This window comes from Streptomyces sp. NBC_01216, assembly GCF_035994945.1.
Taxonomy (GTDB): domain Bacteria; phylum Actinomycetota; class Actinomycetes; order Streptomycetales; family Streptomycetaceae; genus Streptomyces.
Map to the genome: position 1 here is coordinate 1,539,627 of NZ_CP108677.1, position 25,513 is coordinate 1,565,139.

Sequence of the window (25,513 nt, forward strand, 5' to 3'; positions counted from 1 at the left end):
CTGCCGCCTGACCAGTAGATTCAATGCAACAGACGCAGCCCTCGGAGACGCACGGTGGCGTCCGGGAGGGCTGCGCGATGAAATTCTCTTCGGTTATCCGCCGGCGGGATTTCCAGGGAAATCAGGGGACCACACATCGTCCCGGTCCAGCACGTCGGGCGCGTATTTCCCGAGCGCGCTGATCAGCAGACGAAGTTCGAGTGCGAGACATTCCGCGAACCGGATGAGGCCGGATTCCGGGTCCTCGGCCGTGGCGAGCAGGGCCGCCCGGCCCAGGCCCACCGCACGCGCGCCGAGCGCCAGGCTCTTCACCGCCCGGCCCCCCTCCCAGATCCGTCCGGACACCAGCAGGCAGGGCGGCGGCGGCCCGGCGGTCGCCAGGCGTCGCAGGCATTCCGCGAGGGGCAGACCGACCTGGGCCGGAAAAGCCCCGGGGGCCCAGCCGGTGCCGCCCTCGGCGCCGTCCACCGTGACGGCGTCCGCCCCCGCCTCGGCGGCCACCCGGGCGGCTTCGGCCACGTCCCGGCCGGGGTGCAGCTTCACCCAGACCCGGGCCCGGGGGAAGTTGTTGCGCATCAGCCGGATCTGCTGGCGCAGGATCTCGGCCGTGAAGGTCCCGGGAGTGCTGGAGCGCAGCACCCGGCCGTCGCCGAAGACGTCGTCCAGTCCGTAGCGGTCACCCAGCCGGCCGGCCGCCTCGGCGTCCAGCACGGTCATCCCGCCGAGGCCCGGCTTGGCACCCTGCCCGAGCTTCAGTTCGAAGGCGAGCCGGCCGGATTCGAGCAGCGGCAGCGCCGCCGGGTCGCTGTAGACGAGGTTCCACACCTCGGCGTCGGCGTCCTCGGTGGACTGCTGGACGGCGACCCCGCCCCGGCCGTCGGGGAGTTCCCCGGCGTAGGCGCGGAGGCGGCCGAGGAGTGCGCGGTCCGCAGCCTCGCCGAGCCGGCCGTAGCCGTTCACCGGGACGACGTTCTCACCGATCACCATGGGGAGGCCGAGCCCGCCCGCCTGGCGGCTGAGCGCGAGCCCGAGGTCCCCGCCCGCCGCCCGGGTGGAGCCCAGCGCGGACACGTACACCGGCATCGAGGAGCTGAACCCGCCTATCGGAGTGGCGAGTTCGACGTCCCGGTAGTCCGGCTCGCGGCCGAGGCCGATCAGCCGGGCGAGCCGCTGCGGCATGAAGACCGGCGGCGTGATCCGCAGGGCGTCCAGTGCGTCCGGCACGCCGTCCGGGCGCCGGTCACCCCCGTGGTCCGCGCCGAAGAGGACCCGTCCGTAGTCACCGGGAGGCGGGAAGGCCGCCGCCGCCCCGGCCCGGGCCCGCCGACGGACGTCCTCCTCCGGGAAGCCGGGCGCCGAGAGGTCGCTCACGGCGACACCACCCCCGCCACCTTGGGGAAGGCGGCGGCCTGCCAGACGGCGTCCAGCCCGGTGACGTAGCGGGTCAGCCGCTCGACGCCGATGCCGAAGCCGGCGCTGCCCGGCACGCCCTCGCGGACCAGGTCCAGGTACCAGCGGTACTTCTGCGGGTTCTCGCCGGTCTCCCGCATCCGCGTGATGATCTCCGCGTAGTCGTTGGTGCGCTGGCTGCCGCTGCACAGCTCGCCGTAGCCCTCGGCCGCGATCAGGTCGAAGTTGCGCAGCGAGCCGGGTCGATCGGGATTCTCCTGGTCGTAGAAGCCTCGTGAGCCCTTGGGGTAGTCGGTGACGAAGAACGGCCGGTCCCGGCGGCTGGAGAGCAACGCCTCTCCGGTCCAGTCGAGTTCGCCGTCCGGGCTCTGGGGGTGGCCGAGCCCCTGGAGCTCCGCCACGGCATCGGCGTGACGCATCCGGCCGAAGGAGCCCTTCAGCAGCTCGCTGAAGGCGTCGGCGTCCCGGCCGAGTTCGGCGAACTCCTTGGGCAGTTCGCGCAGCGTGCTGCCGACCATGTGGACCACGAGTTCCTCGACCAGTCGGACGGCGTCGTCCCGGGTCGCGCCCGCCATCTCCACGTCGAGCTGGTGGAACTCGACCAGGTGGCGGTTGGTGCCGGCGGTCTCCAGCGGCTCCAGCCGGACGTTGGGAGCGATGCAGAAGATCTTGTCGAAGGCCAGCAGTGACGCCTGCTTGTAGAGGATGGCGCTGGTCATCAGCTTGTAGCGGTGACCGTAGAAGTCGACGTCGACCTGCTTGGAACCGCGAGAGCCGGGATCGGTGACCGGCCCGATGATCGGCGGAAGCAGCTCGATGAACCCCCGCTCCCGCAAGAACTCCCGTACGGAAAAGAGGAGTTGATGCTGAATGCGGAGCACGCTGCGAGTGCGCGGAGCGGTGAGGTGGCGGCCGGGGTCCGGGATCGGCGCGGGGGTGGTGAGACCGTGGCTGGTCATGGTGTGGTGAGTCCCAACTCTCGTCGTGGCGTGGACGTCGTACGGGGCGGTAGGGGCGTAAGGGTTGCGGCGGACGCTCCGGGTGCGACGGGGGAAGGGGGCGCGGCGGGAACGCGGGGCACGGCGTGGACGCGGGACGCACCGCGACTCGCACCGACGGCCGGGGCGGAGGCGCGGGCGTCGTAGGTCCGCTGGACGAGGGAGAGCGCCGAGATCAGCCCGTCCGAGCCGAGGATCGGTGGACGCGGGCCACCGCCCGCGGGTCCGGCGATCGGCATCGACCCGACGCTCGACCAGTGCAGGCGCCCGTCGGCGCCGAGGGAGCTACGGGCCCGGCCGGCGTTGTCGGGGTGCAGGCAGTAGGGAACGTCCAGGTATCCGGCGGCGAAGGCCCGGATGAGGGCGCGGCCGATGTCGGTGTCCAGTTCCAGCACGGCACCGATCAACGTCCGCGCCTCCGCCTCGATACCGGTGTCCTCGACGCCGGGGCCCTCGACGCCGGGGCTCCGGACGCCGACGCCGGGGTCCCCCACACCGGTGCGCCCCGCGGCCGTGCCGTCGACGCCGGTACGGGAGGCGGCGACCGCCACCGGTCGGCCGGGCCCGCCGGCCACCGCGGCGGCCGTCTCCAGCGCCCGGATGTTCTCGCCGATGGTGGGAATCCGGTGCGCCTCGGCGGTGGTCTTGACGATCAGCCGTGCCGCGCCGGACCGTGCCGCCAGCCGGGCCGCGTCCTCCAGCAGCAGACGGGCGCCGCCGGGGGTGCGCGGGAAGACGCCCATGTAGGCGTAGAGCACGATGTGGTGGTCGACGTCCGGCAGCAGTTCGTCGGCCAGCCGCCCGAGCACGGTGAGCGCCTCCTCGTCCTGCCGGGGGTCGGTCTGCTGGGTGTAGCTGAGCGAGACGCAGCGCAGCCCGCGCTGTCGGAAGAACAGTGCCTCCAGCACGCTGACCGCGATCAGCAGGCTCGGCGGACAGAGCTGGCCCATCAGACAGCCGCCGAAGGTCTCCAGGTGCGGCTCCGCACCGAACTCCCTTATGGAGGAAAGTAGTTCGCAGCTGCGCCGCCACCCTTCGACGGCCTCACGCAGGGGCGTCCGACTGTATGGCAGACAGTAGGAGACCGGACCGCCCTCGGTGGCGTCCAGGCCGGCCGCCAGCAGGGCACGGACGATGTGCTCCGGCATCGCGGACCCGTGCCGGACCTGCACGGGGAAACGGGCGTCCGCGACGCCCCGCAGCACGGCGCGGGTGGTGTCCGCGCTGTGGGTCGCGATCGGGTAGCCGTTGAGGCCGACCCCCTCGGCGAGGGCGCGCCGGACGGCCGCCAGGTCACCGGTACGGGTGTAGCTGTCCAGGGTGACGGTGCCGACGGTGACGGCGTCCGCGTTCCGGGTGGCGAGCAGGCCGTCCCGCATCCGCAGCGGGTCGGCCATGCCCATCCTGGGCTGGACCACCAGTGCGCCGGCCGCACGGGCCCGGGCGACGAAGGCGCCGAAGCCGGATCCGACGACCGCGGGCACGGCGGCGGGCATGTCCCGGCGCGCGGCGAGCCATTCACTCGCGGCGTTCTCGGAGCCGGTCACCACGCCACCGCCGACCCGGCGGACAGGGCATGGGAAGCGGCGGGCAGGGATCCGACAAAGGACCGGAACTCCAGCACCGAGCCGCCCTCCTCGAAGACGCCGTCGAAGCCCGCCGCCAGCAGCGCCCGCTGCCGTGCCGGATCGCCGGAGCCCGCGATCCCGAGCTTCCCGCCGATCACGGTGGTGGTGCGGGCCAGGTCGGGGCAGGCGCGCAGGGCGGCGATCACCCTCAGCCCGTCGTGGAAGCCGTGCCCGTTGACGCTGCTCAGCACGATCAGGTCCGGTGCGGCCCGTCGGCATTCGGCGACCAGCAGGCCGTCCGGTACGCAGGCGCCCAGGTTGGTGACCCGGTGGCCGAGCTCCTCCAGCAACAACTGGAGGAAGACCAGGTTCCAGGTGTGCGAGTCCGAGGCCATGGTCGTCACGACGACGTCCAGACCGGCCGGCTCGGCCTTTGCGTGCTGCTCCACGGCATGCTCCACGGCGCAAACCCTCTGCATCGGTAGGTGGTGGGGGCCCGGGGAGTAATGGCTTCCGGGTGTACGGGAGTCGGGGTGTCCGGGCGTACGGTGTCGGGGTGTCCGGACATCGGAGTGCCGGTCTGTCGGGGTGTCCGGGCGTACCGTGCCGGGGGTCGGGGACGACAGGGTCTTCCGCGGGGCCAGGGGTCCGGCCCGCGCGGCCGTGGACAGAACGCTAGGAAGAATCCGGTCGCCGGACCGGCAGCTCGCCCGGCAGGATTCGGGCAGTATCGGACCAGACCGGGTCGCCGGACGGGCTCAGCTCACCGTCGCGAGCTCCGGGTGGACTCCCGTCCCGCAGAAACGTCTGCACAGGTTCAGCACGGTGAACCGGACGCCGTCCCGGGCCGGGACACTGCGGATCAGCCCGCTGGCCAGCAGCTCGTGCAGGGCGGCCAGGCATTCCTGCGGCGGCCGGCCGCTGAACCGGACGGCCTCCTCGCCCGACCAGTCGCCCGGTTCCGCGGCGAGCCGCTCCAGCAGGTCCCGCTGCCCGAGCGTCAGCCGGTCCAGTGCCGCCCCCACCGCCGCGCCCACGTCCCCCCTGCCGCCGCACCCGGCCTGCGGCGGGGCCAGGTGGAACGGTCCGTCCGTCAGCCAGGCCAGCAGCTGACGCGGGGAGAGTACCGTCGACCAGCTCGCGACCAGCTCCAAGGCTCCCGGCAATCCGTCCAGTTGACGGCAGAGCGCGGCGACGGTGGGCGCCTCCTCGGCTCCCAGTCGGTAGCCGGGGCGGAGCCGTCGCAGGTGGGAGAGCAACAGCCGGACGGCCCCCACCTCGGCCAGCGCCACCGGATCGTGGTCGAGGTCCGGCCCGGGCGCGGGCAGCGGGGCGAGCGGGATCACCTGGCCTCCGGGCAGCGACTGCGGGACCCGGGCGGTGATCAGCACCCGCAGCCCGGGGCAGCGCTGGAAGAGTTCGTCCAGCAGCGGCGTGTCCACACCGGCGTCGGCCCCGTCCAGGACCAGCAGGGTGGGGCGCTCCCCGATCGACCGGGCGAGGGACGCACGGCGTTCGAGCCCGGCGGCCTGCTGCCGGCCGCAGTCGATCCAGTGCACCGACCACCGGGACGCGAGGTGCAGCCGTCGCGCGACCTCCAGGACCAGCCGGGTCTTGCCGACCCCGCCCAGGCCCGCCACCGTGACCAGCCGGTCTCCGTGCACGGCCAGAGCGTCGGCCAGCACGTCGACCTCCAGCTCCCGGCCGACGATCGCGCCCCGGGCGACGGGTGGCGCGGTCGGCTCCTCACGGGTGTCCTCGGCGAGTGTCTGCCGACGAGCCGCCGCCTCGAAGACCAGCCGGCCGCGACCCTCCAGTCGCAACGCGTCGGCCAGCAGCCGGACCGTCTCCTGCCGGGGGCGCTGCACCCGCCCGCTCTCCATGTCCCGGATGGCCCGGACGCTCAGGGTCGCGTGGTCGGCGAGCACCTGCTGGGTCAGGCCGACCCGTTCCCGCCGGATCCTGAGCAGTTCTCCGAAGCCTTCCGTCGACCGCAGCGCCTGAACACCGTTCATGCCTCGTCCGCCTTCCGTGGGTTGGCCAACTACCGGGGACCGGGGGCCCGGACGGCGTTCGGCACGCCGAGGGCGGCGGCGACCGGTGGTGACCGTCCAGCCGCGTTCCCCCTGCGGCCGATGGTCCATGGCACGGCTCTACGGCGGATCAACGGCCGATCACCACACGTTCACGCACCCTCCACAGAGGTGCGAGGGGGGACATCGTGTCGCCCTCCGATCACCGCGGAGTCCACGGAGCCGGGCGGGTTCCGGGCCCGGCCCCACACCCGGAGCCGAAGCCGGCGTGGCCTGAAACGGCGGGACCGGCCGCATCCGAACACCGCCTCGGAGACGAAGAGACGGTGGCACAAAATCCCCATATGCGACTTTTGGAGCCATGTGGGGGTGTGGTTCTCTCACCACCAGAGGAGTGCTCATGATCGTGAAGAAGCCGCACGAGGCCGGCGCCCGGAGCGAACACGCCTATCTGGCCGCCGTCGCGTCCATCGGCCTGGGCCTCGCGCTGGCGAACTACGAGGAACGGGACCCGGCCGGCGACGGCGGGTCCGTCACCGACGCCGTCCACGAGGTGTGATCATGAGCGATCCCCTGGTTCCCCCCGAGGAGACCCCCGCCGCCGAGGGTTCGACGGCCGAGGCACACCGCGAACGCCCGGACGGTGGCGTCTGGGAGCATCCGCGCTTCTGGCTGTCCCTGATCACGATCGGCTGCCTGCTCATCGCCGCCTTCTTCCTGGTGCGCGTGATCACCCTGTGAGCCGGCCACCGACGGCCCGCCCCGGGTCTCCGCGGCCTCCGGGGCGGGCCGTCGGCGTCGCCGGGCGCACCGAGCAGGCGGCCCCTTCGAGCGTCCCCCGGCCGTTCGGACCCGCGCGCAGGCGTCCCCTCGTGGGCTACACCAGACGCGGCCCGGACCACCGCCGGAACACCCCTGCGCAGCGGTAGGGCAGCCCGAACCCCAGGCGCGCGACGAGGACGGGCAGCAGCCGGTCACGGTCGAGCGACCGGAACACGACACCCACGCCGGCCGCGCGCGTCACGGCCGTACAGGCGAACGTTCACGGGTAGGTCGCGGAGGGCCGGGCGGACGGGTCATTCGGGGCGGCTGAAGCGGTGGGCCGCCCAGAGCAGGGCCAGCGCGCCCGTCACCAGGAGGGCCACGGCTTCCAGGGGGAGCGGAGGCTGCCGGCCGAACCATTCGATGCCCGCCACGGCCGCCTGGTCGGGGACCCGGAGCCCGATGCAGCGGCGCAGCAGGTCCACTCCATAGGCGAGCGGATTGCCGGCGGCCAGCACCCGGGCCCAGCCCGGCAGGCCGTCGAGGGGGAAGAAGCCGCCGGAGAGGAACAGCAGCGGCATCATCACCAGGCCGAGCAGCATGTGGAAGACCTCCGGCCGACCCAGGGTCACGGCCAGGGCCAGGGACAGGGCCGTGATGGTGAAGGAGGCGAGGATCATGCCGGCGAGGAGCAACGCCAGGAGGAGCGGATCGTAGGGCAGGCCGACCGCCCCGGCGAGCGCGAGCAGAACGGCGCCCTGGACCGTGGAGACCGCGGTGCCCCCGGCGCAGCTTCCCAGGAGCAGGGTGGAGCGACGTACCGGGGCCATCAGCAGTTCGCGCAGGTAGCCGCTCTGCCGGTCGGTGATGAGGCGAATGCCGACCATGATGGCCGGGGTCTGGACCGTCATCATCAGCATGCCGGGGAACAGGTAGGTCTGGTAGCCCGTGCCCAGTACGGAGTGCGGGATCAGGGCGGCCAGACCGCCTCCGAGGATGAAGAGGTAGAGCACCGGCTGGATCAGCATCAGGGCCGTGTGGGTGGGCTGGGCGGACAGGCGCAGCAGATCGCGGTGCACCAGGGCGTGGACCGCGCGCAGTTCGCGGCGCAGGCGCGTCACCGGCCGGCGGCCGGGGAGGCCCGAGGTGCCGGGGCTGCCGGCGGTGTCGGGGGCACCGGAGGCGCCGGCGGCGTCCGGAGCCTGGAACACGGGGGTGGTCATGCGCTCCCCTCGGTCGCGTGCGGAACGGCGAGGGACGGGGCTGGCCGGGGCTGTGCGGTGGTGATGCTGCGACCGGTGTGGTGGAAGAAGACGTCGTCGAGTGTGGGCGGGGTCGCGGAGGCGGACCGCACCGAGATGCCACCGGCTTCCAGCGCCGCGCACAGACGGGGAATCCAGGCGCTGCCGTCGGGCACGCGCAGGCAGAGCCCTTCGGCGTCCAGGGTGAGGACGGCGCCCGGTGGAACGATCCGCTGGACGACCTCTCGTGCTGTGGCGTCGTCGCTGGTGCCGAGCACTACCCGGTCGTCGCCGATCGCGGCCTTCAGCGCGAAGGGCGTGCCCTGTGCCACGAGACGTCCTGAGTCGATGATGGCGAGACGATCGCAGTTCTCCGCCTCGTCCAGGTAGTGGGTGGTGACGAAGAGGGTGATGCCTTCCCGGTCGCGCAGCGCGCCCAGGTGTTGCCAGACCTGGGCGCGGGCGTGGGGGTCGAGTCCGGTGGTCGGCTCGTCGAGGAACAGGATCCGGGGCGCGTGCAGCAGGCCGCGGGCGAGTTCCAGGCGTCGCCGCATGCCACCCGACAAGGTGCGCACCAGGGAACGCCGCCGGTCGGTCAGTCCGACCGCCTCAAGGGTCTCGGTGGCGCGTCGCCGGGCGTCCCGACGGCTCATTCCGTAGAGACGAGCGTGGATGTGGAGGTTCTGTTCGGCCGTCAGATCCGGGTCCAGGGCGCTGTGCTGGAAGAGCATGCCGACCTGTCGTCGCAGCCGGTCCGGCTGGCTGAGCACGTCGGCGCCCGCAACCGTGGCCCGTCCGGCGGTGGGGCGGGCGAGGGCGCACAGCAGGGCGATGGTGGTGGACTTTCCCGCGCCGTTGGGGCCGAGGAAGGCGAAGGTCTCGCCTTGGCGTACGTCGAGGTCCAGTCCGCGCACGGCGTGGGTGGTGGTGCCGTCCGGACCCGGGTAGCTCTTGACCAGGCCGCGCGTGCTGATGGCGTACGCCGGCTCGGGAGCGGACGGCGGGGCGTCCGGATCCGTCGGGACGGCTGTCAGGAGGGTCGCCCGGTCGGAGGCGTCGTCATCGGCTGGTGGCTGCATGGTCGGTCCTCGTGTGCGGAAGGGCGGCTGCGGACTCGGGCGGGCGGCGGTTCGGAGGGAGAGCCGCGCGGTCGGTCGTGCTCGGCCCGGGGCTCCTCGGCACGGGCAGCGCGGGTGGTACGGGTGGTGCTCCGGCCGGTGGCCGCCGCGCGGCGGCCACCGGCCGGAGGTTCTCGGACCCTCTTCGCCCCGCCCCCCCGTGAGGTATCGACGAGGGAGCGTGGGTCACTCCCTCCCTACGGAGGAACGGTGTTCAGCGCTTCGTCGACAAGGACCTCTGTCGTCCTGGGCGCGTCGTCACCGGAGGCGAAGGGGCCCGCCGGCTGGTCAGGCGCAGCTGATGCCGATGCAGACGGTGTTGAGGAGCGTCAGCAGGCCGACGCACTCGCAGGTCGCGGCGACCGCTCCTCCGTCGGCGCCGACCGGGTCGGTCTCCGGAAGGGCGTGCAGGTGAGCCAGCAGTTCGAGGTCGCGGTTCTCCATGGCTTTCTCCTTCTCTGAGATGGCGGCAGGGGTTCCTGCCGCTCAGCCCGGCTGCTGGATCATCCAGTGCCGGGAGTCTGTGTGGCGCATCCTCAGGAGGAACGCCAGGATGCCCGCGGACCCGTCGCTCCAGCTCGTCGAGGCGTCCCCGTACTCGTTGGGGAAGACGACGTGGCGGTGGCGGTGGGCCCGTTCGGCGAGGACGAGGCGGGCGAGGTCCTCGGCCGCCGCACGGTAGGAGTCATCCCCCGTCGCGGTGAACATGTCGAGGAGGAAGTCCCCGTTGCCCGCCAGTCCGTGGCATTGGGTGAGGGCGGCGCGGGAGGCGCGCTCCACGACGGCCCGTGTGGCGCGGCGGGCGAGATCACCGAACCGTTCGTCCCCGGTGGTCTGCCACAGCCGGACCAGGAAGGACCCGATACCCGCCGAACCGTGGCACCAGTACGGTGCCGTGGGCAGGTCGCCGGCCTGGGCCGGCCACTGGGCCGCCTCGCCGACCATCACGGCGTCGGCGATCAGGTGCTCGCCCACCGCCACGGCCAGGTCGAGGTGCTCTTGGCGCTGGGAGACGGCCGCGGCGGCGAGGAGGAAGCAGCCGATGCCGGATGCTCCGTGTGCGAAGCCGAGATAGCGTTTCCCGGCTTCCGCGGAGGCGGCCTCCGCGGGGACCGGCCAGCTCACGCCGGACGGTTCGGACCGCGCGGCGGCGGCCAGTCGGTCGGCCGCGTCGACGACGAGTCCGGCGAGGCGCGGGTCACGGGTGCGCTGCCACAGATGGGCGGCGGCCAGTCCGCTGCCCGCGGAGCCGTGGGTGATGTCATGACTGGGTGTCTGTTCCTGCGGGGCCAGGGCCAGCGCCATCGCGTGGTCCATGAGGGCCCGGTCGTCGACGGCGTGTCCGGCGTCGTACAGCGCCCAGGCGGTCCCTCCGCCGCCGAAGTGCAGGCCGGGGCGGATGGAACGGGTGTCGGTCCGGGCCGCTATCCAGTGGCCGGCGGTGGAGATCAGCTCCGGCAGCCGCGGGTCGCCGGTGAGTTCGAAGTACCGTGCCAGGACCGCCAGGACACCCGCCGCGCCCTGCTGCACGGTGCAGGGATCGGTCTCCCCCGCCAGGGTGGACACGGGCCACAGCCGCTCCTCGTGCGGGGTCATCGAATCGACGAGGTGGTCCACGATCCCCGCCACCGCGTCCCGCGCCGTGTCGCGCCACGGGGCCTCGTCCGCCGGGCCGGCGGCCGGGCGCTCCGGGCGTGCCCCCTCCGTGTGCGCCCCCTCCGTCCGGCGGAGGGCCGCGCGCGCCTCGGCCGGGTCCCAGCGCTGGGCCGGATCGTCCTTCATGAGCCCGAGGATCATCTCGGTGAGGCCGTCCGGCAGGCGGAGCACCCCGTCGCAGACGCTCAGCCACTCGGCGAGGCGTCGCTCCGCCGCCCGGTCGGCTGGTTCCTCCGACAGCAGGTTCGGTACCTTCCCGGCGAGGACGAAGCAGACGGTGGCGCCGAGGCTGTAGTAGTCGGCCGTCGGGGCGACGGGCGCGCCGGCCAGACGCTCGGGAGCGCTGAAGCCGGGGGTGCCCACCGTCGTCGGGAGGGCGTCGTCGTCCTTCAGGACGGCGAGTTCCAGGTCGATCAGGCGCAGTTCGCCGTCCGGCCGGACCATGATGTTGGCGGGTGTGAAGTCCCGCAGGACACAGTCGTGGGCGTGGGCCTCGGCCATGAGGTCCACCAGGCGCCCGGCCTGCGCCAGCGCCTCGGTGCGGTAGCGCGAGCTCCCGGCGTCGCGGAAGCGCTCGGCGACCCAGTTACGCAGAGGGATGCCCGGAATCTCCTCCTGGGCCAGGAACAGGTGTCCGCCGTGCTCGAACATGGCGAGGGGTTCCGGTGCCAGGCCCGTGCCGCGCAGGGTCTCCAGTGCCCGCGCCTCGGCGCGCAGCCAGTCGCGTACGTCGCGGCCGGACGCGTCGGCCTCCACGTGCGGCCGGGCCTCCTTGATGACCACGGGCGCCCCCGTGGTGACGTCCGTGCCCCGGTAGACGCCGCCCTTGTTCGTGTGGCGGATCGCCTCCCGTACCGAGAACCGGCCGCCGAGCACCACGTCGCCCGTCCGTGCCTTCTCGGTGCGCGGTGGGGCCGGCGCCGGGTCGGGGAAGGGACTGACCGCCCAGGACGGCGGAGCGTACCGGCCGACGCGTACGTCCTCCACGGGGTTGCCGTCGGGGTCCTCGATGAACCACACCAGCAGTCCCTCTTCGGACAGCCGCCGCCGGCCGACGAAGGCGCCGTAGCGGTAGTGCACCAGGCTGTTCACGGCATACGCCTGATCGGACAGGATCCGGGGGCCGGCCAGCCCCGCGGTGGCCTGGTGCAGTGCCTGCGCGATCCGGGCGGCGTCGGCGTCGGAGCGCGGATAGACGGTGATGAACTTGCCCGAGCTTCCCCGCGGCGTGGCACGGGAGTTGAGCGCGCTCACCTTCTCAAGGGACCGGGCGAACTTGAACGGCGATTCCTCCCGCAGCAGCACGTCCAGGGCCTTGGCGAGAACGGCCGGCGCGGAGGCGGACGTGGCCGACACGTGCAGCTTCCAACCCTGCTCACGCCGCGTCGTGCGCGGGGGTGTGAGGCGGCACCACATCTCGTCTGCGTCGGAGGTCCAACGCGCCCCCGAACCCGTGGCGTCCAGGGCGCGGCGGAGTACATCTTCGAGGTCGACTTCGGTTGCGTGGCTCGTCATGCCTGTCCCTCTCAACGGCGAGGACCGCTGGTTGGAATATGCCTTCGGTGAGAAGAACATATAATCCGGGCCCTGAAAACGTCAGTGAGTGCGGCGAGCGCACGGGGTCATTCGGATGCCGGGCGATGTCAACCGGCGCATAAAAGTGGCGTACAGGAGCGCACGGGGCGGGAATACCCCATGAATACGTACTCGTTGATGTGACTGAAGGGACTCGTGAGCGTGAAGTAGACGGAGTTGACCTGCCCCGATCCTGCGCATACCACGGATACCGAATCACGGTGAACCGTCGGGGAGCGCCTTTCCGTAATCCATGACATCAGGCCTTCGCACCGAATATCGACCGACCAAGCTCTTGACATCGACACCTGCCGGCCTGCCTCTCCGGAGCACCGAATGCCGGCCGAGCAACGACCCTGACCATGACGAACACCGCCAGGGCGCCGTTTCCGCACCGAATCCTTCCTCCGAGCCGGGCCGCAGTAAAGAGTCCGATCACGCCACGAGAACGATCAGGCCCGAGATGCGCACCACCAGCGCTCACGATCAGGCATGCGAGCCGTCACTTCGCCCGCAAACGTCGGCCACTCAACAATTTCCGAACAGCCGCTCGGACTTGACTCGAAATAGCGAATCCCGAATCCTCGGACCCGGTCGGGCACACGACACTCCGGACACCAATCCACCACGCGCCCGTGTCCGCGACCGGAAAACGGAAGAAGAAGACGCGCCGGACGACCTGTGGCGACGGAAGTCGACGGAAGTCCTTGACGCCTCCGGCTCCTTTCACCGGCACGGCACGCGGCACCCCGACCGGTGGCGGCGACACTCGCGGCGGCCGATGACGCGAATCCGATCACGCCCGGCGGCCCGGCCGTCGCCACGCGGCTGGCCGAGAGGTGCGGTCCGCCGGACGGGCTCCTGCGGCCGGTCAGGACGCCGGGCGGGTCCGAGTCGGCCGCCGCCTCGGCGATCCTGGCGGTCGGGTGGATGCGGCCCATCACTTCGGGACGGACGCGCGCGACATCCAGGCAGCCGAATGCGCGCGGCACGGGCTGCCCCCCGCACGGGTGAGAACTTCACGACCGGTGAGGGCACAGGTCGACGACCTGATGACCGGCCGGGGGACCGACAAGCGCCGGGAGCAGGCCGGCAGGCCGCTCGATCAGGCTGGCGAAAGCGGACAGGGGAGGCCCTCCGGCGGTCTCGTGCCGGCGAGCGCACACGGTCAAGCGGTCACGCCCGCGGTCATGCCGTGGGAGGGGTCTCCGCCCCCTCGCGTCCTCAGAGCCTCGGCCCTCACCGGACTCCGGCCCCGGAGCCTCCGGCTGCGACACCGGGCCGGGAGCCGTCGCGGCATCGACCGACGACTCTCCGGCCCCGACGGAACGCGCCCCGGGGCTCCTTTCCCTCCCACACACACAACTGCTTGAACGATTGATCACAGAGAATCACGTTGCCATCACGTTAACGGAAGACCTCTTGACCCTCAGCCACCCAACGGCTTCACTTTCGGCCACCTTGGCTGTAAATGATGCAGCCTGTCAGGGAGGTTGGATTCAACCAATGAACGCACATCTGCGTCGTGCCGCCGTCACAGCCGCGGTCACCGCCATGCTCATACCCCTCGCGGCCTGCGGGACCGAGGAGGAGCCGGGCGTGAGGCTGAGCGACGACATCATCGTCGGACTTCTCCTCCCTGAGAACCAGGCCACCCGCTACGAGCAGTTCGACAAACCGGTCATCGAGGAGCGGATCGCCCGGCTCACCAACAACAAGGGCACGGTCCGCTACGCCAATGCCCGCAACGACGCCGCGCTGCAGGCGCGCCAGCTCGAATCCATGATCACGACCGGGGTCGACGTGCTGATCGTGGACGCGGTGGACTCCAAGTCCATCGCCGACGCGATCAGGAAGGCAGACGAGGCCGGCGTCCCCGTCGTCGCGTTCGACCGCCTCGCCGAGGGCCCCATCGACGGCTACGTCTCCTTCGACAACGAGCAGGTCGGCCACATCCAGGGCAAGGCCCTGCTGGAGGCCCTCAGGAGCGGCGCTTCTTCGGGGTCCGGCTCGCCGACAGGCAAGATCGTGATGATGAACGGCTCGCCGACCGACCCCAATGCCGCCGTCTTCAAGAAGGGCGCGCACACCGAACTCGACGGCGAGGTCGAGGTGGGCATGGAGTACGACACCCAGGACTGGAAGCCGGAGAACGCGAAGGCCAACATGGAGGCCGCGATCGCCTCCCTCGGCAAGGACACCGTCATCGGCGTCTACTCCGCCAACGACGGTATGGCGGGCGGCGTCATCACGGCGCTGAAGTCCGCGGGGGTCACCGACCTCCCACCCGTCACCGGTCAGGACGCGGAGCTGGCCGCGGTGCAGCGCATCGTCGCCGGAGACCAGTACATGACCGTCTACAAGCAGTACGCGCCGGAGGCCGCCGCCGCCGCCGAGATGGCGATCCTGCTGGCCCGGCACATCGGGCTCGGCCCCGCCGCCCACACGGACATCGAGACGCCCACCGAGAAGTCGGTGCCGACCGTGCGTGTCCCGGTCATCGCGCTGGTCAGGGACAACATCAAGGACACCGTCGTCAACGACGGTGTCTACACGGTGGAGCAGATCTGCGTCCCGGAGTTGCTGGATGCCTGCGCAGAACTCGGGCTCACGCCGGAAGCGTGAATGCCGCGCGTGACGGCGGGCGCGTGAACCTCGGCGACACCGCGAGTCGCCCCACCGCGCGTCGTGACGGAGCGAACACCGCCTGACGCGGCACCGCCGGTCCTCGGGAGCCGCCCGCATGCCCCCGGCGCGGGCGGTCCTCGATGCCACGTCGGAGCCGAGGTCAAGGACGTTCACGGGCGAGGCCCGGCCGGCCGGAGGCGGCCGATACGCCCCCGCCGAACGTCGAGCCGATGGCGGTGTCACCTCGCTGCGGGCCGATGACGACGCCGTCTCATACCGCCGGTGTGTCGCGACCACTGACGACACCCACGGCCGCCCGGTACCGCGCATCCGGACCTGCCGCGGGCGGGCGGCGACCGCGGCAGGTGCCGGCCGTGCCGAGAACCCCGGAAGGAAACGGCTGGCCCCGGGCGCCCGCCGAAGGTCCCGCCGACGCCGGGGCGCCGAAATGATCGGCGTGCGGGGTCGACGGAACCGGGTAACGTCCCTGCCATGTTCTTCCAGACGCCGATTCACGGGTGAGAGCGTGACGGGCACCCGCCGACGTCCCAGGACGTCGCCGCCCGTCTCCCACCGATGAATCCGTAGACCACTTCACACCATGACCGGGAGAACCCGTGACCGACAGCAAGAACATCAACAACCCCGTGGGCCAGGGCGGCGGCCAGCGCAAGAAGCTGTCCCGCGCCGAACGGCAGAACAACGGTCCGCACCGCAACCTCGACCGCCGGAACGCAGCCGACCGGAAAGCGGAGCTGGTACGCAAGATGCGCCAGAAGACAGGCGCCAGTGAGGGGACCGGGCAGACGGGCGACGACACCGCACAGAGCTGACGCACCGCCGGCCGCAGAGCGGCCCCGGTACGGCGGCAGGGCTGCCCTGGCGGGCCGCTCACGCCTCGCGGTGGACCGCCAGGGGTCGCCCCGTTCCGAACAGGGTCGGAGCCTGTCGGTCGAAGGCCGCCCGACAGGCTCTCGGCTCAGTGGAGGATCTTCTCCTTGGCCCGCTGGAACTCGGCGTCGGTGATGTCGCCCCTGGCGCGGATCTCGGAGAGCTTGGCGAGTTGATCCGCCTCGTTCCCGGACCCACTGTCGGCGGTCTCGCGGATGTAGTCGTCGAGTGCCTTCTGCTGGGCTTGGACGTGCCTCGTCTCGCGCTTGCCCATGCCCTTGCCCCGGGCGAGGACGTAGACGAACACGCCGAGGAAGGGGACCAGGACCACGAAGACGAGCCATCCCGTCTTGGCCGCACCGCTGAGCTCGTCGTCACGGAAGACGTCGCCGATCACCCGGAAGAGCAGAACGATCCACAGGACCCACAGGAAGATCCACATGACCGTCCAGAACGCTCCGAGCACCGGGTAGTCGTAGGCCAGAGTCATGTCACCACTCCTTCTTCCTCGCCTCCGCCGGCCAGCGGGGGCAGCCCGGGACCCTCTCCGGTGTCGAGCGGGCACGAGGCGGGTGAGGCCCCCCTGGCCACCGGCACGGCGACGGGGGTCAGCACGTACGTCTCGGGAGCCCGGCAGGATCGCTCGAAGACATTGCGCGTCGTCCGGGCAGGTGTGTCAGCCTCGGGCGCGTCTGCCTCACGTGAGTCACCGACCCCCGCGACACCGGTCCTGTTCCGGGGCATCCTCCCGCTCCCTTCCCGTAGCTGCTGGTCCGATGGGCTCCGGACGTTCAGTCGATCATGAACCAGCCGCGTACCTGCGCCTCGTGATCGACGTAACGCGCGCCGGAGACGTCGACGACGACCTTGTCGATCGTGCCTCCGGTGAACGGGAACGGCCCCTGGTAGTCGGGCGTGACCGGCGAGGCGTCGTCGCGGCCCACGCAGATCCCGTCCCCGACGACGCAGAAGGCGCCGGGCTGGGTGACGATGTCGTCGTGGCCCACTTCCTGGTCGTCCACGTAGAGCGTGAGGGTCCCCGTGGCACCGGGCATCGCCGGGTCCGTGCTGCGGCCGTTCGCCGCGAACTCGGCCGTGAGCACGTGCCTGCCCGGCGGGACCTCCCGGTCGGCCGCCACGACCTGCAGGTGGGTGCCGACCCAGTTGAACGCGTAGTGCAGGCGATGGTCCTTGACATAGAGGCTGTGGCCCCCGGCGACACCTCCGTGGGCGTAGAGGACGCCCTCGGCATCCGCCGATCCGACGTCCACCCCTGCGGCGATGGTGTACGACCGGCCACTGGTCACCACGCCGGACTGTTCGGGCACCGCCGGGGAGTCGGGGTAGTACACGTACCGGTCCCGCTCGGGGCTTCCGTGCGGGCGCTCGGCGAGCACCTGTTCCAGGGCGCTGCGGTCGTCGAGCGGCAGGCCGTTGTAGAGGCCCGCGTGGTAGTACCAGAGGCTCTTGAGGGTCTCCAGCCGTTCCGGCTCCCGCGCGGCGAGGTCCGTCGACTGCGCGCGGTCGGTGGTGAGGTCGTAGAGCTCCCACACGTCGTTCTCGAAGTTCCCCCAGCCGCTCAGGGGCGGGTGAACCGTGCAGGCCAGCCACCCTTCGTGGTAGAGGGACCGCTGCCCCAGCATCGCGTAGAACTGGGTCCGGCGCCCCGGCGCCGCGGGGTCGGTGAGCGAGGCGGCGAAGCTCTCGCCCTCGATCGGGTTCTGCGGGCAGCCCTTGATCACCTCGGGAGGTTCGATGCCGAGCAGGTCGTAGACCGTGGGCACGACGTCCACCGCGTGGACGTACTGCCCCCGCACCTCTCCCCGGGCCTCGATCCCCGCCGGCCAGGCGACCAGACACATGTCGGCCACTCCGCCCTCGTAGCCGGCCCAGCGCTTCCAGTACGGGAACGGGGTGTCGAACGCCCAGGCCCACCCGGTGTTGTAGTGGTTGTAGGAGGACGGACTGCCGAGCTCGTCGATGCGTTCGAGGGAAAGCGCGGTCGGCGTGTCCACGCCGTTGAAGAACCGCCACTCGTTGAACGTTCCGTTCGGCCCGCCCTCACCGCTGGCCCCGTTGTCGGAGACGGCCACGATGATCGTGTTGTCGAGCTCGCCGGAGGATTCGAGGAAGTCGAGCACCCGGCCCAGCTGGTCGTCGCTGTACGAGACGTATCCGGCGAACACCTCGGCCATCCGGACGAACAGGCGTCGCTCGTCGGCACTGAGGTCGTCCCAGGGCCGGACGGTGTCGAGCATCGGCCACAGTTGGCCGTCCGGCCCGGTCGCCGTGGGCTCGCCATGGGGGTTGATCGGGGAGAGTCCGGTGTTCTCCGGCAGCAGACCGAGTTCCTTCTGGCGGCGCAGGATGCCGGGCCGGATGGCCTCGTACCCCTCGTCGAAGACGCCTTTGTACCGGTCGGCCCACTCCTTGAAGACGTGGTGCGGCGCATGAGCCGCGTCCAGGGAGAGGTACATGAGGAAGGGCTTGCCGGGATCGACGACTTTGGCGGCCCGGATGAACTCGACGGCCTTGTCGGAGAGGTCCTTGGCGATGTGGTACCCCTCTTCGGGCGTGGCCGGCGGGTCGACCGGGTGGTTGTCGTAGATCAGGTCCGGGTACCAGCAGCTCGATTCGCCGCCGAGGAAGCCGTAGAACCGCTCAAAGCCGCGCCCCAGGGGCCAACGCCCCTTGTACGCGGCCATGTTGATCTCCTCGCCGGGGGCGAGATGCCACTTGCCGACGCAGTAGGTGTTGTAGCCGCGCTCGCCCAGCACCTCCGAGATGAATCCGTTCTCGAACGGGATGCGGGTGGAGATCCCGGGGAAGCCGGAACTGAACTCGGCGATCGTCGCCATCCCGTTCGACGTCGCGTTCCTGCCGGTCATCAGCGAGGCCCTGGTCGGGGAGCACAAGGCCGTGGTGTGGAAGTTCGAGTAACGCACTCCCATGTCGGCGATCCGCGACATCGCCGGCGTCTTCACCGGGCCGCCGAAGCACTCCATCGTCCCGTATCCGACGTCGTCCCAGGCGATCATGAGTACGTTCGGAGCGTTCTCGGGCGCCTTCGGCGCGAGGAACGGCGCCCAGTCCGGCTGCGAGTCCCGGATGTCGAGGGCGATCTTCCCCTTGAAGGGCTTGGCCATGGCGATTCTCCTCGTGGCCCCGAGTGCCGACCTGCTGTCCCTCCACGATGCCCGGGGACGGCCCGGCTCGCCTCACCCCTGACGGGTGACACGGCACGGCGGCGGCACGCGGCGTCGCCGAGCCCCGGCCGGGACGACGTGCTCGCCTCGCGGGCACCGATGACGGCGTACGAGGGAATCTGCCCGGCGTCACCCGTGCCGGGTGACGCCGTGAGCGACACGGGGCCCCATCCTGGGCCGGTGAGCACCGCAGAGCTGCCCGATCCACGTGTCCGGCGCCGTCCCTTCCATCTGCTGGCCAAGCCGACGGGGGCGATCTGCAACCTGGACTGCACCTACTGCTTCTTCCTGTCCAAGGAGCTGCTGTACGAGGGCAGCAGGTTCCGGATGGCGGACGAGCTCCTGGACGCGTACATCAGGCAGCTGATCGAGGCGCACGGCCCGGCGCCCGAGGTCACGGTGGCGTGGCAGGGGGGTGAGCCGACGCTGATGGGTCTCGACTTCTTCCGCCGTTCCGTGGAGTACCAGCGCCGGTACGCCCGCCCCGGCCAGCGGATCGTCAACACCATCCAGACCAACGGCACGCTCATCGACGCCGCGTGGGCCCGCTTCTTCCGCGACAACGACTTCCTCGTCGGCCTGTCGATCGACGGCCCCCGCGCGCTCCACGACGCCTACCGGGTCGACAAGGGCGGCAAGCCCACCTTCGACCGCGTCATGAACGGGCTGGCTCAGCTGCGCGAGCACGGTGTGGAGTGGAACGCGCTGACCACGCTGCACGACGCCAACGCCGGACACGGCCGCGAGGTCTACGCCTTTCTGCGCGACGAGTGCGGCGCCGAGCACATGCAGTTCATCCCGATCGTGGAGCGCGTCACCCCGCACGACCTGCCCCTGGCCGACGACGGCTGGGGCGCCCGCGCCACGGACCGTCCCCTGTACCGGCAGGAGGGCGACCGCGTCACCGACCGGTCGGTGACCGGGCAGCGGTACGGCCGGTTCCTCATCGACGTCTTCGAGGACTGGGTCCGCCACGACGTCGGCCGGGTCTACGTCCAGATGTTCGACGTGGCGCTGGCCAACTGGCACGGCGAGCCGCCCTCCCTGTGCGTGCACTCCAGGACCTGCGGCAGCGCCCTCGCCCTGGAACACAACGGGGACCTGTACTCCTGCGACCACTTCGTCGAGCCGGAACACCTGCTCGGCAACATCGGCGACCGGCACCTGCTGGAGCTCGTCGACTCACCGCGGCAGCGGAAGTTCGGCCAGGACAAGTACGACACCCTGCCCCAGCACTGTCTCGACTGCGACGTCCGCTTCGCCTGCCACGGCGGCTGCCCCAAAGACCGCTTCGACACCACACCGGACGGCGAGCCGGGCCTCAACCACCTGTGCGACGGCTTCAAGGCGTTCTTCCACCACGTCGACCACCCGATGCGCACGATGACCGGGCTGCTGCGTCAGGGACGGGCCCCCGCGCTCGTCATGCGCGAGTACCGGGAAGCCGACGCGCGACGGCCGCACAACGCCCCGTGCCCGTGCGGAGGGGGACGCAAGTGGGCCCGCTGTCACGGCAGGCCGGTCGTCACGGCGGGCCCGGGGTAGCGCCACACCCGACAGCCACGGGCGGCGCCCGACACGTCACGCAACCTCACGGAGCGGTCCTGCGCATCTCCACCACGTGGAGTCCCAGCGACTGGAACCGCGCGAGCAGCCCGTAGAGATGCGCCTCGTCGACGACCTGGCCGAACAACAGGGTCTGTCCGGCCAGGACGCAGCTCTCCAACTCCGGAAACGCGTCGGTCATCGTCCTCGACATCTGTCCCTCGACGCGGATCTCGTATCGCATGAGCGCATCCCTCACGGGTGTGGTCCCTCCGGGCACCCTCCCGCCCATGGTGCGCCGTCGCACGGGTCGGATCATCACCCCGGCGGGGTGACATCACGCGAACACCGGACGGAGTCACAACAAGTCGAGTTCCCGGGCCCGGCGCACGGCCTCACTCCGCCGGGTCACCGCGAGTTTGCGGTAGATGTGCTTCAAGTGGGTCTTGACCGTGTTGACGGACAGGAAGAGCTCGGCGGCGATCTCGTCCGTCGACATCGTCTGCGCCAGCCGGCCCAGCACCTCGCGCTCGCGTTCGCTGAGCGGCTCGGTCACGGGAACGGGGCAGGGCTCGCCGGTGTCCACCGTGCGTAGCTCGGCGAACAGGCCGGTCGCCGGCCGGCCATGTGCCCGCCGCGGAGTCGGCCCGCGGTCGAGCAGTTCCCGAAGCCAGGGCCCGGCCTCCAGGAACGGGCGCGCCAAGCGCTCCGGCCGGGCGGCGGCCAGGGCGCGGGCGACAAGGTGCCTGGCCGCGGCCTCGTCGCCCAGCCCGCGGGCGGTCTCGGCCCGCACCAGCAGGGCCCGGACCGTGACGGCTGGTCCGTGGCCGCCTGGGCCGCGCAGCGTGTCGAGGAGGGAGCGTGCCCCTTCCTCGTCACCGGATGCCAGCCGGGCACGGGCCGAGGCGATCACGCACTCCGGTCCGGCGTCCGACCGCCCGGCCAGTGCCTCAGCCGCCGCGTGCGGGCGCCCCAGGGCCGTGTGCGCGGTGGCCGCGGCGAGCGCCATCTGGGCGTCCAGCCACGAAGGCATCTCCGTGGACGGCGACTCCGGTATGCCGCCGAGGACCCGCAGAGCCCTGGCGGGGCTGCCCTCGGCGAGCAGCAGCCGTGAGCGGGTGACGGTCAGCCAGGCCGCCGCGACCGGGTCGCGGGAGCAGGACGGTGACAGGGCCGCCCGGTGCACGTGAGTCCGGGCGGAGGCGAGTTCGTCGCGCTCGATCCCGACGGCCGCCAGCACCAGTTGTCCCAGCGAGGTACGCGCCGAGGACGGCACACCGGACCGCTCCGCCTCGACGACCGCCTGCCGCGCGTGTGCCTCGGCCCGCCCCGGCCACCCCTCCAGGAAGTCGATCAGTGCCAGGCACTCCAGGGAATCCTGCCGGGGAAGGGCCGTCGAGGGGGCGGCGGGCGCCTCCACGGCGGCGGACAGCGCCACCCGTGCGGCGCCGAAGCGGCCCGCCCGGAGTCGAGCCGAGCCCAGAGCGGCGAGCCTCAGCGTCCGGATCTCCGGGTGCGCCTCCAGACGCTCCGCGAGGACCTCCCGCGCGCCGATCTCCTCGGCGCGGCGGCCGGCGGTCTCGGCCGTCTCCGGCGAGCCGAGCAGCCGGCCGGCCAGCACCCGCAGCAACGCGCAGCTCAGATGGGCCGCCGACGCGCCCCGTGCGTCGGCCGGGGGCAGGTGGGCCTCCGCACGGGACAGAGCCGTGAGACCGCGGTCGATGTCGTACCGAGCCAGTGCGCAGGCAGCGCGAACCAGGTCGGCGGCGGGGCCCGGCACGGACGACGGCATCGCGGTGAACAACTCGCCGAGACGGTCCGCGCCCAGCCCCGTGAAGAGTTGCCCGATCGCCAGGTCGTCGACGAGCCGGTCCGCAGCGAACGTCCAGTCCCCCGCGTCGGCGGCGTGTGGCAGAGCCTCCATGAGCAGTCCGGCATCGCTCAGCCAGCGGGCGGCCACGCCGTGCAGTGCGCGCTCCAGCCCAGGGTGCCGGGTGTTCAGATGAGCGCGCAGGATCTCGGCGAACAACGGATGGAGCCGGTACCACCCGTGACCGATCCGCTCGACGAACGCGTTCGCGCGCTCCAGTTCCGCGAGGACGGGACCGCCGTCCTCGCGTCCGGTGAGGGCGTCCGCCAGTGCCGGATGGACCCGCGCACAGACACTGATCCGCAGCAGCAGGTCCTGGCTCATGACGGATTGGGTGTGCAGCACCTCGGACAGCAGGAAGTCCGCGACCGCGCTCTGCCCCGTCTCGAACTCCTTCAGGAAACGCTCCGGGTCCTCCGCCCGCTGCGCCGCGAGGACGCACAGCCGCAGCCCCGCGGCCCACCCACCGGTCCGCTCGGTCAGCTTGCGGATGCCCTCGTCCGAGAGGGACATCCCGTGCCGACGCACCAGAACACCCGTCTCCTCGGGCCGGAACGCCAGGTCGGCACCGCGGATGTCGGTCACCTCGCCGGCGGCCCGGTACCGGTGCAGCGGCAGCAGCGGCTCCGTACGGCTGACGAGGACCAGGCGCAGCCCCGCGCCGGCGTGGTGGAGCACGAACCGCAACCCCTCGGCGACCTCCGGCGCGGACATCCGCTCGAACTCGTCGAGAACGAGGATCACCGGCTCGGTGCGGCCGTTCAGGTAGGCCGCGAGCCGGGACAGGAGCAGGTCGTCGACCCCGTCGGGGCGAACGGGACTGCCGATACCGTCGGGGAGGGCGACCCCTCGGTGGCGCAGGGCCTCCAGTACGTAGGCCCAGAAGATCCCCGGGTCGTTGTCCCCGGACTCGACCGTCAGCCACACCAGCCGGCCCGGCAGGGATGGCCGGCCGGCCCAGTCCGCGACCAGCAACGTCTTGCCCGCCCCCGCCGGCCCGTTGACCAGCACCAAGCGCCCGGGACCGGACAGGGCCCGAGTGAGACGCTCGGTCACGCGGCGCCTGCGGACGAACACTCCGGGCACCCTGGGGACGGCGAACCGCGCGGCGAGAACGGGCTCGCCGTTCGGCGTCAGGGCCCCGGCGGCGCCTTCGCGGGCAGAGCCGCGGGATCTGTGGGGCATGGCACTCACCACGTTGGCAGAACTGCCCGAAGAATCAAATCGGACATGGTTCCGATTCCGGTTCCACCGCGGCGCGGCTCTGACTCCCGACGCCACGGGGTCACAGGCGGATGAGGACCAGCGCCGTGTCGTCGGTGTTCCCGGTGGGTGGGAGCAGGTCGGCCAGAAGGGCATCGGCCAGCGCCTCGAGGTCGGCTCGCCCGTGGTGGACGAGGGAGTCGGCGAGGCGCGCGAGGCCGACGTCGATGTCCTCGGTACGGCGTTCGATCAGACCGTCGGAGTAGAGGACCAGCGTGGCTCCCTCGGCGAAGGCCGTACTGGCCTCCGGCCGCGAGACGTTCTCGAGGCCCGCGCCGAGCGGCGGATCGGTCGCCTGGTCGAGGAAGACCACGGTGCCGCCGGGGTGGAGCAGGGCGGGCGGAGGGTGGCCGGCACAGCTGTACGTGAGGGTGTGGGTGCCCCAGTCGATGAAGATCTTCACCACCGTGGTGGACTCGGCACCGTCGACATGGCGGGCATAGAGGCCGAGTGCCTCCAGAGCCCTGGCCGGGCCGTCGGTGACACGGGCGGCCGCGCTCAGCGCGCTGCGCAGCTGGCCCATGACGCAGGCCGCTTCCAGGCCATGGCCGACGACGTCTCCGACAGCGACCGCGATACGGTCACCCGGCAGGTCGACCAGGTCATACCAGTCACCGCAGACGTTCAGGGTCCCGACGGCAGGCCGGTAGCGGACCGCTGCCCGGTGGTGACCGACGGGTGGGGGGGCCGGCAGCATCGCCGCCTGCAGGGCCAGGGCGACCTCGCGGTCACGCTCCTGCGCCCGGCGCAGACGCTCGTTGATCTCCTGCAGTTCGCGTGAGCGGGTGTAGAGCTCGGCCTCCAGCACGCGGGCCCGGCTGCTGTCCCTGTCCGTCTCGCCGCGGGCATGGATGAGCTCGGTGATCTCCTCCACCCGGTGCAGGATCAGCACCACCCGTCCGTCCGGACCCAGCACGGGTGCGTTGACCGGGCTCCAGTAGTGCTCCACCCAGTGGCCGGGCCGCTCGGGGTCCTCGATGTCATAGCGAAGCAGCGCCATCGTGTCGCGCTCGCCGGTGGCCACCACGCGCTGCATCGACGCCTGGGTCTCCCGCATGCCGGCCGAGGCCGGGTCGTTGGGGTTCTCGGGGAAGACATCGAAGATGTACCGCCCCAGCAGCTGCTCGCGGGTGCGCCCGGTCAGCCGGAGGAAGTCCTCGTTGGCGTCGGCGTACACCAGGTCAGGAGTGAGCAGAGCCACCATGCCCGGCAGGGCGTGGAAGATCGTCGCGTAGTCGATCTGCGACTTTCCCATGTGCCCACCTCGGCGCCGACCGTCTCCGTTCTCATGGTCATTCTCCACGACAGGAGACGCAAGGGGACCAGGCCGCCGCTCCCCAGGGGGACCGCCGGCGGCGGTCAGTGGTCGGGGTTGGCCGTGGTGACGCCGCGCCGGGTGTGCGGGCGCTGGAGGCGGGGGCGACTTCGGCGAGGACTCGGGTGACGGCGGGTGAGTGGTCCACGCTTCCCCTTGACACATCCACGTCCCGGAAACGGCAACGAACGTCGCCAGGATCGGGCCGTGATCGCACGCTGTGGGCGGAGGTGGTCACCGTGAACGATGTGATCGACGGAAACGGGACGAACAGCGACGCACGGAACGGTTCCGTGTACGACGTGGTGGTCGGTGCCGGGGCCGGTGGCCTGAACGCGGCCCTGGTACCCGGCCGCGGAGCGGCCCCCGCACGCCCCTCGCGGGGTGCGTCACCCGGCGACCGGCCGAGCTCGCGCTCCACACGGCGTACACGG

20 protein-coding genes are annotated in these 25,513 nt (G+C 71.6%); 5 read left to right on the plus strand and 15 right to left on the minus strand.

Features of this window, described 5'->3' with window-relative positions; translation table 11 throughout:
• Window positions 1-93: 93 nt before the first annotated feature.
• From OG393_RS06480 to OG393_RS06500, 5 genes are all read right to left on the minus strand, one after another.
• Complete coding sequence (locus OG393_RS06480) at window positions 94-1,371, minus strand: glutamate synthase-related protein (RefSeq protein ID WP_327373663.1); 1,278 nt, start codon at window positions 1,369-1,371, stop codon at window positions 94-96.
• Entirely contained in the window at window positions 1,368-2,369 is a 1,002-nt protein-coding gene (locus OG393_RS06485; RefSeq protein WP_327373664.1) for an asparagine synthetase A, read from the minus strand. The genes OG393_RS06480 and OG393_RS06485 overlap by 4 nt, the downstream gene beginning before the upstream one ends.
• On the minus strand, window positions 2,366-3,904 hold the full coding sequence (locus OG393_RS06490; RefSeq protein WP_327378330.1) for a methylaspartate mutase: 1,539 nt from the start codon (window positions 3,902-3,904) through the stop codon (window positions 2,366-2,368). The genes OG393_RS06485 and OG393_RS06490 overlap by 4 nt, the downstream gene beginning before the upstream one ends.
• A 47-nt stretch (window positions 3,905-3,951) precedes the next feature.
• Window positions 3,952-4,425, minus strand: coding sequence for a cobalamin B12-binding domain-containing protein (locus tag OG393_RS06495; protein WP_327373665.1), 474 nt, complete (start codon window positions 4,423-4,425; stop codon window positions 3,952-3,954).
• A 309-nt stretch (window positions 4,426-4,734) separates the two neighbouring features.
• Entirely contained in the window at window positions 4,735-5,991 is a 1,257-nt protein-coding gene (locus OG393_RS06500) for a helix-turn-helix domain-containing protein (protein ID WP_327373666.1), read from the minus strand.
• Window positions 5,992-6,409: 418 nt separating this feature from the next.
• Between OG393_RS06500 and OG393_RS06505 the strand changes: the two genes are divergently transcribed.
• Together OG393_RS06505 and OG393_RS06510 are read left to right on the plus strand one after the other, a co-directional pair.
• The gene (locus OG393_RS06505; protein WP_327373667.1) at window positions 6,410-6,568 is read left to right on the plus strand and encodes a hypothetical protein; all 159 of its coding nucleotides are present in this window, start codon (window positions 6,410-6,412) and stop codon (window positions 6,566-6,568) included.
• A 2-nt stretch (window positions 6,569-6,570) separates the two neighbouring features.
• Window positions 6,571-6,750 carry a DUF6480 family protein gene (locus OG393_RS06510; protein ID WP_327373668.1) on the plus strand — a complete coding sequence of 60 codons (180 nt, stop codon included), beginning with the start codon at window positions 6,571-6,573 and terminating at the stop codon, window positions 6,748-6,750.
• 136 nt (window positions 6,751-6,886) lie between these two features.
• Here the strand turns inward: OG393_RS06510 and OG393_RS06515 are convergent, their stop codons facing one another.
• The 5 genes from OG393_RS06515 to lanL form a co-directional block, all read right to left on the minus strand.
• Window positions 6,887-7,033 carry a DUF2071 domain-containing protein gene (locus tag OG393_RS06515; protein ID WP_442817268.1) on the minus strand — a complete coding sequence of 49 codons (147 nt, stop codon included), beginning with the start codon at window positions 7,031-7,033 and terminating at the stop codon, window positions 6,887-6,889.
• 52 nt (window positions 7,034-7,085) lie between these two features.
• The gene (locus tag OG393_RS06520; RefSeq protein ID WP_327373669.1) at window positions 7,086-7,994 is read right to left on the minus strand and encodes an ABC transporter permease; all 909 of its coding nucleotides are present in this window, start codon (window positions 7,992-7,994) and stop codon (window positions 7,086-7,088) included.
• Window positions 7,991-9,091 carry an ATP-binding cassette domain-containing protein gene (locus tag OG393_RS06525; RefSeq protein ID WP_327373670.1) on the minus strand — a complete coding sequence of 367 codons (1,101 nt, stop codon included), beginning with the start codon at window positions 9,089-9,091 and terminating at the stop codon, window positions 7,991-7,993. The genes OG393_RS06520 and OG393_RS06525 overlap by 4 nt, the downstream gene beginning before the upstream one ends.
• A 327-nt stretch (window positions 9,092-9,418) precedes the next feature.
• Window positions 9,419-9,574, minus strand: a complete 156-nt coding sequence (locus OG393_RS06530; RefSeq protein ID WP_327373671.1) for a VenA family class IV lanthipeptide — start codon at window positions 9,572-9,574, stop codon at window positions 9,419-9,421.
• A gap of 42 nt (window positions 9,575-9,616) precedes the next feature.
• On the minus strand, window positions 9,617-12,301 hold the full coding sequence (lanL, locus tag OG393_RS06535) for a class IV lanthionine synthetase LanL (protein WP_327373672.1): 2,685 nt from the start codon (window positions 12,299-12,301) through the stop codon (window positions 9,617-9,619).
• Window positions 12,302-13,867: 1,566 nt separating this feature from the next.
• Here lanL and OG393_RS06540 point away from each other — a divergent pair.
• Window positions 13,868-14,986, plus strand: coding sequence for a sugar ABC transporter substrate-binding protein (locus OG393_RS06540; protein WP_327373673.1), 1,119 nt, complete (start codon window positions 13,868-13,870; stop codon window positions 14,984-14,986).
• 620 nt (window positions 14,987-15,606) lie between these two features.
• Complete coding sequence (locus tag OG393_RS06545; protein WP_327373674.1) at window positions 15,607-15,822, plus strand: DUF6243 family protein; 216 nt, start codon at window positions 15,607-15,609, stop codon at window positions 15,820-15,822.
• A 146-nt stretch (window positions 15,823-15,968) separates the two neighbouring features.
• Here OG393_RS06545 and OG393_RS06550 read toward each other — a convergent pair whose 3' ends face one another.
• A complete protein-coding gene (locus OG393_RS06550) occupies window positions 15,969-16,370 on the minus strand; it encodes an SHOCT domain-containing protein (protein ID WP_327373675.1) in 402 nt (133 codons plus the stop codon).
• A gap of 301 nt (window positions 16,371-16,671) precedes the next feature.
• Complete coding sequence (locus tag OG393_RS06555) at window positions 16,672-19,026, minus strand: arylsulfatase (protein WP_327373676.1); 2,355 nt, start codon at window positions 19,024-19,026, stop codon at window positions 16,672-16,674.
• A gap of 240 nt (window positions 19,027-19,266) precedes the next feature.
• Between OG393_RS06555 and OG393_RS06560 the strand changes: the two genes are divergently transcribed.
• On the plus strand, window positions 19,267-20,631 hold the full coding sequence (locus OG393_RS06560; RefSeq protein WP_327373677.1) for an anaerobic sulfatase maturase: 1,365 nt from the start codon (window positions 19,267-19,269) through the stop codon (window positions 20,629-20,631).
• 46 nt (window positions 20,632-20,677) lie between these two features.
• Here the strand turns inward: OG393_RS06560 and OG393_RS06565 are convergent, their stop codons facing one another.
• The 3 genes from OG393_RS06565 to OG393_RS06575 all read right to left on the minus strand — a co-directional run bounded on the left by OG393_RS06565 (window position 20,678) and on the right by OG393_RS06575 (window position 25,019).
• Window positions 20,678-20,875 (minus strand): hypothetical protein, encoded by a 198-nt coding sequence (locus OG393_RS06565; protein WP_327373678.1) that lies wholly within the window; start codon window positions 20,873-20,875, stop codon window positions 20,678-20,680.
• Window positions 20,876-20,989: 114 nt separating this feature from the next.
• On the minus strand, window positions 20,990-23,686 hold the full coding sequence (locus OG393_RS06570; RefSeq protein WP_327373679.1) for a LuxR C-terminal-related transcriptional regulator: 2,697 nt from the start codon (window positions 23,684-23,686) through the stop codon (window positions 20,990-20,992).
• A 100-nt stretch (window positions 23,687-23,786) separates the two neighbouring features.
• Window positions 23,787-25,019 carry a PP2C family protein-serine/threonine phosphatase gene (locus OG393_RS06575; protein WP_327373680.1) on the minus strand — a complete coding sequence of 411 codons (1,233 nt, stop codon included), beginning with the start codon at window positions 25,017-25,019 and terminating at the stop codon, window positions 23,787-23,789.
• Between the last annotated feature and the right edge of the window lie 494 nt (window positions 25,020-25,513).